Source organism: Nocardia sp. NPDC003693 (assembly GCF_053981095.1).
In genome coordinates this window covers 1-6227 of the sequence record NZ_JBSFNO010000058.1, presented here as the reverse complement: position 1 = coordinate 6227, position 6227 = coordinate 1, and the positions used below count along the sequence as shown (strand labels likewise).

General features: G+C 69.8%; 8 protein-coding genes. All 8 read right to left on the bottom strand.

Annotated features, from left to right (window positions below):
- Nucleotides 1-256 precede the first annotated feature (256 nt).
- Nucleotides 257-970, bottom strand: a complete 714-nt coding sequence (locus ACWDOP_RS36470) for an alpha/beta hydrolase (RefSeq protein ID WP_456348722.1) — start codon at nt 968-970, stop codon at nt 257-259.
- A gap of 109 nt (nt 971-1079) precedes the next feature.
- Nucleotides 1080-1727 (bottom strand): TetR/AcrR family transcriptional regulator, encoded by a 648-nt coding sequence (locus tag ACWDOP_RS36465; RefSeq protein ID WP_454204052.1) that lies wholly within the window; start codon nt 1725-1727, stop codon nt 1080-1082.
- Nucleotides 1717-2580: an alpha/beta fold hydrolase gene (locus ACWDOP_RS36460; protein ID WP_456348721.1), complete on the bottom strand. Its 864-nt coding sequence runs from the start codon at nt 2578-2580 to the stop codon at nt 1717-1719. Before ACWDOP_RS36460 ends, ACWDOP_RS36465 begins: the two co-directional genes overlap by 11 nt.
- Nucleotides 2577-3842 carry an acyltransferase family protein gene (locus tag ACWDOP_RS36455; protein ID WP_456348720.1) on the bottom strand — a complete coding sequence of 422 codons (1266 nt, stop codon included), beginning with the start codon at nt 3840-3842 and terminating at the stop codon, nt 2577-2579. The genes ACWDOP_RS36460 and ACWDOP_RS36455 overlap by 4 nt, the downstream gene beginning before the upstream one ends.
- Before the next feature lie 2 nt (nt 3843-3844).
- Entirely contained in the window at nt 3845-4783 is a 939-nt protein-coding gene (locus ACWDOP_RS36450) for an SGNH/GDSL hydrolase family protein (protein WP_456348719.1), read from the bottom strand.
- A 42-nt stretch (nt 4784-4825) separates the two neighbouring features.
- Entirely contained in the window at nt 4826-5215 is a 390-nt protein-coding gene (locus ACWDOP_RS36445; RefSeq protein ID WP_456348718.1) for a hypothetical protein, read from the bottom strand.
- 26 nt (nt 5216-5241) lie between these two features.
- On the bottom strand, nt 5242-5811 hold the full coding sequence (locus ACWDOP_RS36440) for a 1,2-dihydroxy-3-keto-5-methylthiopentene dioxygenase (RefSeq protein WP_456348717.1): 570 nt from the start codon (nt 5809-5811) through the stop codon (nt 5242-5244).
- On the bottom strand, nt 5808-6227 hold a 420-nt coding region (locus ACWDOP_RS36435; protein WP_456348716.1), incomplete at its 5' end, for a class II aldolase/adducin family protein. The genes ACWDOP_RS36435 and ACWDOP_RS36440, both read right to left, overlap by 4 nt.

Genomic DNA, 6227 nt, shown 5'->3' with positions numbered 1-6227 from the left:
GCACCTTGCGGTGGCACCTTGCGGTGGCACCTTGCGGTGGCACCTTGCGGTGGCACCTTGCGGTGGCACCTTGCGGTGGCACCTTGCGGTGGCACAGCTTCGCTGGTCGCTGACCCTCGTGGGCCGCCGGTTTCTCGGTGCGGTGTGCGCATCCGGAAACACGGCCGGCGGCCCCCGCCGCGCCGATCCCGTACTCCCGGCACCGTCGAGTCGATCGGGGTCGGTTGGGTGGTACGACCGGCTCGAACCGGTGGCCCTACGTCACGCGCGACGGCTCGTGTCGCACAACCCGGACGGTGCCGCGCGCCCCCGTTCCCGTCGAGCTCGGCCGCGCGTGCTCGACCAGCGGCGCGCGGGCCTCCAACGGCTTTCGCTGACCGTCCAACTCGCGATGCACGAACTCCACTATCAGAGAATGGATTTCACCCCGCACCGGCTCATGCAGCAGATCATGCCCGGCATCGGCGAACTCGTGGAAGCGGACGCCGGCGGAGCGAGCGGCCCAGCGCCGTACCGGATCTATCGCGGCGATGTGGTCGTCGGCCCCGTGCAGCAGCAGCGCCGGGATCGGCGGGGCGGGCAAGTTCATGATCACATCGCGGGTCGGGGTGCCGGTGAGCACGAGGGCCCGCACCTGCCGCGCGGCGGCGCCTCCGGCCTGGGTGGCGAGCAGCGCCACACCGGCGCCGAGCGAGTGCCCGGCCAGGATCAGCGGCGTCCGGGGATGCGCCGCGTGCGCCATGGACAGGAAGAGTTCGGCATTGGCCACGAGCGTCGGAATCGGCGCCATCGTGTCCGGCTCGCCCTCGCTCAGCCCGTGTCCGGCGTGATCGAGCCCCCAGACCTCGAAACCGCCGCGATTCATCGCCCTGCCGAATCGGTGGTAGAGGGCACTGGACTGCCCGATACCGTGCAGAAAGACCATGACGGCGGCGGCGTCGCCGTCACACCGCCAGATTCGATAACTCATGCGGCCACCCGCGCCGTCGAAAAACACAGTGCACCCTCTCCGCAGCGGATGCTGCCGGAAACGCGGTCGACATTCGTTGACGGCGGGCACATTCCGGCAGGCGCCGGGGCTACCGCATGGGCTCCGCGGCGCCGTCGACCCGGCTCGCTTCGCCCACCGGGACGCCGCCCACGACCCCGGACACGATCGCCATCAGCGCCCGCAGGGCGCGGTCGGCGGCGAGGTCCGGATCGGGGGCGCTCGCGACGATCAGTCCCGCCTCGGTGATCGCGCTGAGCAGTAGTTGGGCCAGAACGGGTATGTCGACATCGGCCAGGCTCCCGGCCGCCCGCGCCGCTTCCAGCGGCGGGACGACCAGGCCCAGCCCGTGCCGGATCTCGAATTCGCGCCACGCCTGCCTGCCGAGCACCGCGGGACCGTCCGACAGCGCGATGCGCACCATCTCCGGGCGCACGCAGATGTCGAGGAATGTCCGCAGGGCCACCTCGATCAGGACGATCGGTTCCTCCGAGTTCGCGGCGGCTGTCGCCACGCTGATCTCCTCGCTGTTCTCTCGTTCCAATCGTTCGAGCACCACCAGGAACAGTCCGCGCTTGTCGCCGTACTGGTACTGCAGTGCGCCACGGGTGACGCCCGCCGCCGCGACGATCTGATCGGCGGACACGGCGCTGAAGCCGTGCTCGGCGAACAGTTCACGAGCGGCACTCTCGAGGGCGAGTCGTGTAGTGAGCGAACGCTTTTCGTGGCTAGTGGTCATACATGCGAGTGAACTCCAGAATCATGCGGGTCAGCAACTCGGGCTGATCCTCCGGGCTCGCGGTATAGGAGTCGTCTATGAGTTTGAGGGTCGCGTTCGGCAGGTCCGCGGCCAGTCGTTCGGCCAGCCGCAGCGGGAACAATTTGTCCTCGCGCGCCCAGGCCAGCAGGACCGGAATATCGATCTTGTCGAATCGGGTGGCCGCCTCCAGGGTGTACTTCCGGTCGGCGGTCAGCAGGAAGCGGCGCAGGTCCGCGCGGATGGCCGCCGAATTCCGGCTCGGCAGTAGGTAGCTGTCGACTATCTCGTACGGCACCTGGTGTTTGGCCACCCAGCCCAGGGCCACCGGCAGCGGATGCAGTGCGCGGATGCGCAGCAGTTCGGTCAGCGGCCGAATGGATCCGGGGATCCGCGCCAGCGGCGGCAGGACGTTGAACGGCGGCGGCAGGAATCGCTCGTAGCAGTCCACCGAAGCGAGCACCACCCGCCCGATCCGGTCGGTCCGGCGGCTGAGCAGCACCTGGGTGATGGCCCCGCCGGTGTCGTTGGCGACCAGCGTCACATCGTTCAGGTCGAGCCGGTCCAGGAAGGCGGCCATGAGATCGGCCAGGCCGGTCGGGGTCAGGTCGGCGCCGGGGACCGGGATCGAATGCGCGCCCAGCGGCCAATCGGGGGTCAGGCAGCGATAGCCGGCCGCCACGATGTCCGGCACGATCTTGCGCCAGAGATTGGCGTTGACCAGCAGCCCGTGGACGAACACCACCGGTGCGCCGGACCCGGCCTCGTAGTACCGGATCCGCGCGCCGGGCAGATCGATGTCGCGCGATTGACCGAGGGATGCACTGAGCGTCATGGGTTCTCCGTATTCCGGATAGCGGGATCGGGTGAGGTCGGCCGGCGTCGGCCGGCGAATCTGCGCATCAGCGGCTCGTCGAGCCGGTGGAAGATCAGCGCCGCCGCGGCCGTGGAGACCACCAGGCTCAGCGTGGCGAAGCCCAGCCAGCCCAGCGGGCCGAACTGTCGTCCGCCGATGAACCAGCGGGTGATCAACACCATCACCGGGAACTGGATCAGATAGAAGGCGTAGGAGATCTTTCCGAACCACACCATGGTGGGGGTGGAGTTCAGCCCGCCCCGTCCGGTCAGATCCCGGGCCGCCATCGTCGCCACGACCGCGACCATGGGCCCCACCAGCAGGGCCGACATCTTGTAGTTCACCGGCACGACCCAGGTCGCCAGGTACGCGACGGCCAGCGCGGCCAGCGGCAGCCGCACGTCCGTCAGGCGCCAGCGCCCCTCCAGGACGAGCCTTCCCGCGAGCACGCCCAGGAAGAACTCGGGCAGTCGTGACAGCGGGAAGTAGTAGCTGAGCCAATAGGCCTGCGGCACCGGGATATCCGCCTGCCGGAACCACGCCTGCGACGCGTGGATCTCGTAGTGCGGCGAATCCTCGCCCGGCAAAAGGCGCGGGGCGAAGGCGTTCTCGATTCCCTTGGGACCGGGCGCTCCGAGGTAGTAGATCGTGTGCAGGACGAGGACGAAGGCCAGCAGTCCGCCCAGCCACCACCACAGCCGGCGCCCGCCGATCCGCAGCACCAGCGGCAGGAGCAGCGGAAAGCTCAGGTAGAAAAGAATTTCCGCGCCGAGCGACCAGGCCGGGACGTTGAGCCCGCCGACGGTCGTCCACTTCGGCACCCAGGTGTGCACCAGGAACAGATTCGGGACCCACACCACCGCGCGATGCAGCGGCACGGACGCGGCCAGGATAAACACCGCGGCCGCCGCGAGATGGGTGGGATAGATCTTCAGCACGCGCCGCCAGTAGAACATCCGCACCGAGCTGCCCGGCGTGAACGACCAGTAGATGATGAAGCCGGACAGCACGAAGAAGAAGGTGACCCCCGCCGCGCCCAGCTGCATCGGAATCGCCTGGTGCAGTTGCCGGAACAGCTCCGACTTCTGGAACGGATACACCGGCAGGAACACCAGTGCGTGCAGGATGAACACCGCGAACGCCGCCCACCACCGCGCGCCCGTCAGCGACGGCAGGGCCGGGCGCGCGGCGCCGGGCGCGGGTGGGGCGTGCGACCGGGGCGTGGCGATCTCGCGGGTCACGGTCAGCCCGCGATCAGCTGCCGCAGCCCGGCGGCCACCACGGCGTCACCGCGGGTGGACGGGTGCACCGGCGTGCCCAGGAATTCACTGGCGGGGTCGAGGATTCCGGCCAGCCACGGCTCGGGCGTGCACAGCCCGTGGCCCGCGGTGACGGCTCGGGCATCGAAGAACTCGACCCCGAGCCGGCGCGCGCCCTCGCGCTGGGCCGTATCCACCCGGTTCCACAGCTCGATCGCCGAACCCGCGCGCTGCTGCACGATCTGGCCGACGCCGAGCACGTTGACGCACCAGGTCTGCGAACCGGGGGCGTTCATCTCCGGGTAGCCGACGAAGATGATGCGGGCGTTCGGCGCGTAGTAGCGAACGTAATTCACCACGGGCTCGACCCGTTTCACGTATTCGTCGGTGGTCAGGCCGCGGTAGTCGGTCGCGCGCCCCTCGGCGGCGGCCTCGGGCCCGCAGCCGCGGATGACGTCGAGTACACAGTTCAGCAGTGTCTGGCGCAGCTTGACCTGATTGTCGCCCCAGGAGTCGTTGAGTCCGGTCTGGATCAGCACGGCCTCGGTGCGCGGCCCGAACGCGCCCTGCGCGTCGACGGCGCGGGCCTCGTGCACCAGGGTGTACCCGGGGCCGCTCACCAGCGTCGCCCCGCGGCAGGACGCGTCGATGAAATCCGTTGTGCCCCAAAGTCCCATGCCCTGGGCCAGCTGGGTCGGCCACGAGGTGGGGCCGTGCGAGCAGTCGGGTTGCGCACCGGGCGCGGTGTTCTCCAGCGCGGCGGCGATATCGCCGTTGGCCGTGAAGGAATCACCCATGACCACGATGGATTTGCCGCCGTCGGCGGGGGCGGCCGCGGCGTGCGGCGCGGGCGCGGACAGCAGGGCCGCGGCCGTGATGACGGCGGCGGCGCCCAGCACACTGGGTCGGGTCGAATTCGTCATGCTCTTCCTTGTCGAGTGCATCGGAAACGGACCTGCGGGAGATCAGTAACCGGCTTTGGGTTCGAAGCCCGGCTCGGGCAGGGTCGGAGCCTCGGCCGCGGGCGGTTGCGGCGCGGGCTTCTCCGGCGCCGGAGGCTGGGTTGCGGGACCCTGGGGCGCGCGGGTCGGCGCCGGGGGCGCGACGGTCTCCGGCTCCGGCGCCCGGGCGGGCGGCTCGGTGGTGATGGGTGCGGTACCCGGGGACTCCGGCGCCGTACTCGGCGGCGCGGACGGCGCGGCCGCGGTGGTGGTCGCCGCGACCGTGGTGGTCGGGGTCGCGGGGCTGTCGGAACCGTCCGAGCCGCACGCGGCACCGCCGATCGCGATCGTGCCGGCCGCGGCCGCGGCCAGGACGGCCCGTGCCGCGCGTGAGTGAATGACGTGCTGTCGCATGGCGACTCCTGCCGATCGAATGCGGATTACGCGAGCAGTTCGTCCAGGGTGGGCATGTGGCCGCCGATGGGATCGCCGGTGAAATCGCCGACCCAGCCGTCCTCGCGCTCGAAGAAGCGGATGGCGCAGAATTGCGGCCGTTCGCCCATGTCGAACCAGTGCGTGGTGCCCGCCGGAACGGAGATCAGATCACCGCGCTCGCAGACGACGGCGAAGACCTTGTCGCCGAGATGGAGGTAGAAACAGCCCCGCCCCTCGACGAAGAATCGCACCTCGTCCTCGGCGTGCCGGTGTTCGTCGAGAAACTTCTCGCGCGCCGAGACCGCCAGCTCGCGCCACTGCGCGCTGTCGGGTTCCGGGACCATACGCACCACGTCGACCAGCTGGTAGCCGCCCTCGGCACAGACCTCGTCGATCTCGGCCCGGTAGGCGGCGATGATCTGATCGGTTCCGGCGTCGAGCGCCAGTTCGCGGGTTTCCCACTGCCGCAGCGTGATTCCGTAGGGCGCGAGCAGCGCCGAGATAACCGCGGGGTCGGTGGTTCGTTCGATGACGGTGTGGCGGTCGCCCTCCGGCATCACCTGCACGATGGTCATGGCCGTCGCTCCCTGGTTCGTAGATGTAGTTCGCACAGCAATTCCAAGCACTCCATCCGGTTGCGCGCCGTCTCCAGATCCGGGCCCCACACCGTCGCGCCGTGCCGGCGGATGAGGATGGCGGGTGGGCCGTCCGGTCGCACCGCCTCGGCCAGATCGGCGGCGATGCGCGGGACGTCGTCGTGATTGGTGAGGACGGGCAGCGCGAACGGTCCCGGCCGGCGCGGGCCGAAACCCTTGATGATCTCGAAGTTCTCGAAGTCGATCGTCGGGCCGTAGGACATTCCGGCGACCAGGGTCGCGTGCGGCGGATGCGCGTGCACCACCGCGCCGCAGTCGGGCAGCGCGGTGTAGAGCGCGGCGTGCAGCGATGCCTCCGCAGACGGTCGCGGTCCCCGATCCGAGACCGCCGCAGC

Bases quoted from the DNA above. Each gene is read 5' to 3' on its own strand.
- ACWDOP_RS36440 (WP_456348717.1), bottom strand. From the start codon at position 5,811: ATGACCATCGTGCAGGTGATGCCGGAGGGCGACCGCCACACCGTCATC.
- ACWDOP_RS36445 (WP_456348718.1), bottom strand. From the start codon at position 5,215: ATGCGACAGCACGTCATTCACTCACGCGCGGCACGGGCCGTCCTGGCC.
- ACWDOP_RS36470 (WP_456348722.1), bottom strand. From the start codon at position 970: ATGAGTTATCGAATCTGGCGGTGTGACGGCGACGCCGCCGCCGTCATG.
- ACWDOP_RS36465 (WP_454204052.1), bottom strand. From the start codon at position 1,727: ATGACCACTAGCCACGAAAAGCGTTCGCTCACTACACGACTCGCCCTC.
- ACWDOP_RS36460 (WP_456348721.1), bottom strand. From the start codon at position 2,580: ATGACGCTCAGTGCATCCCTCGGTCAATCGCGCGACATCGATCTGCCC.
- ACWDOP_RS36450 (WP_456348719.1), bottom strand. From the start codon at position 4,783: ATGACGAATTCGACCCGACCCAGTGTGCTGGGCGCCGCCGCCGTCATC.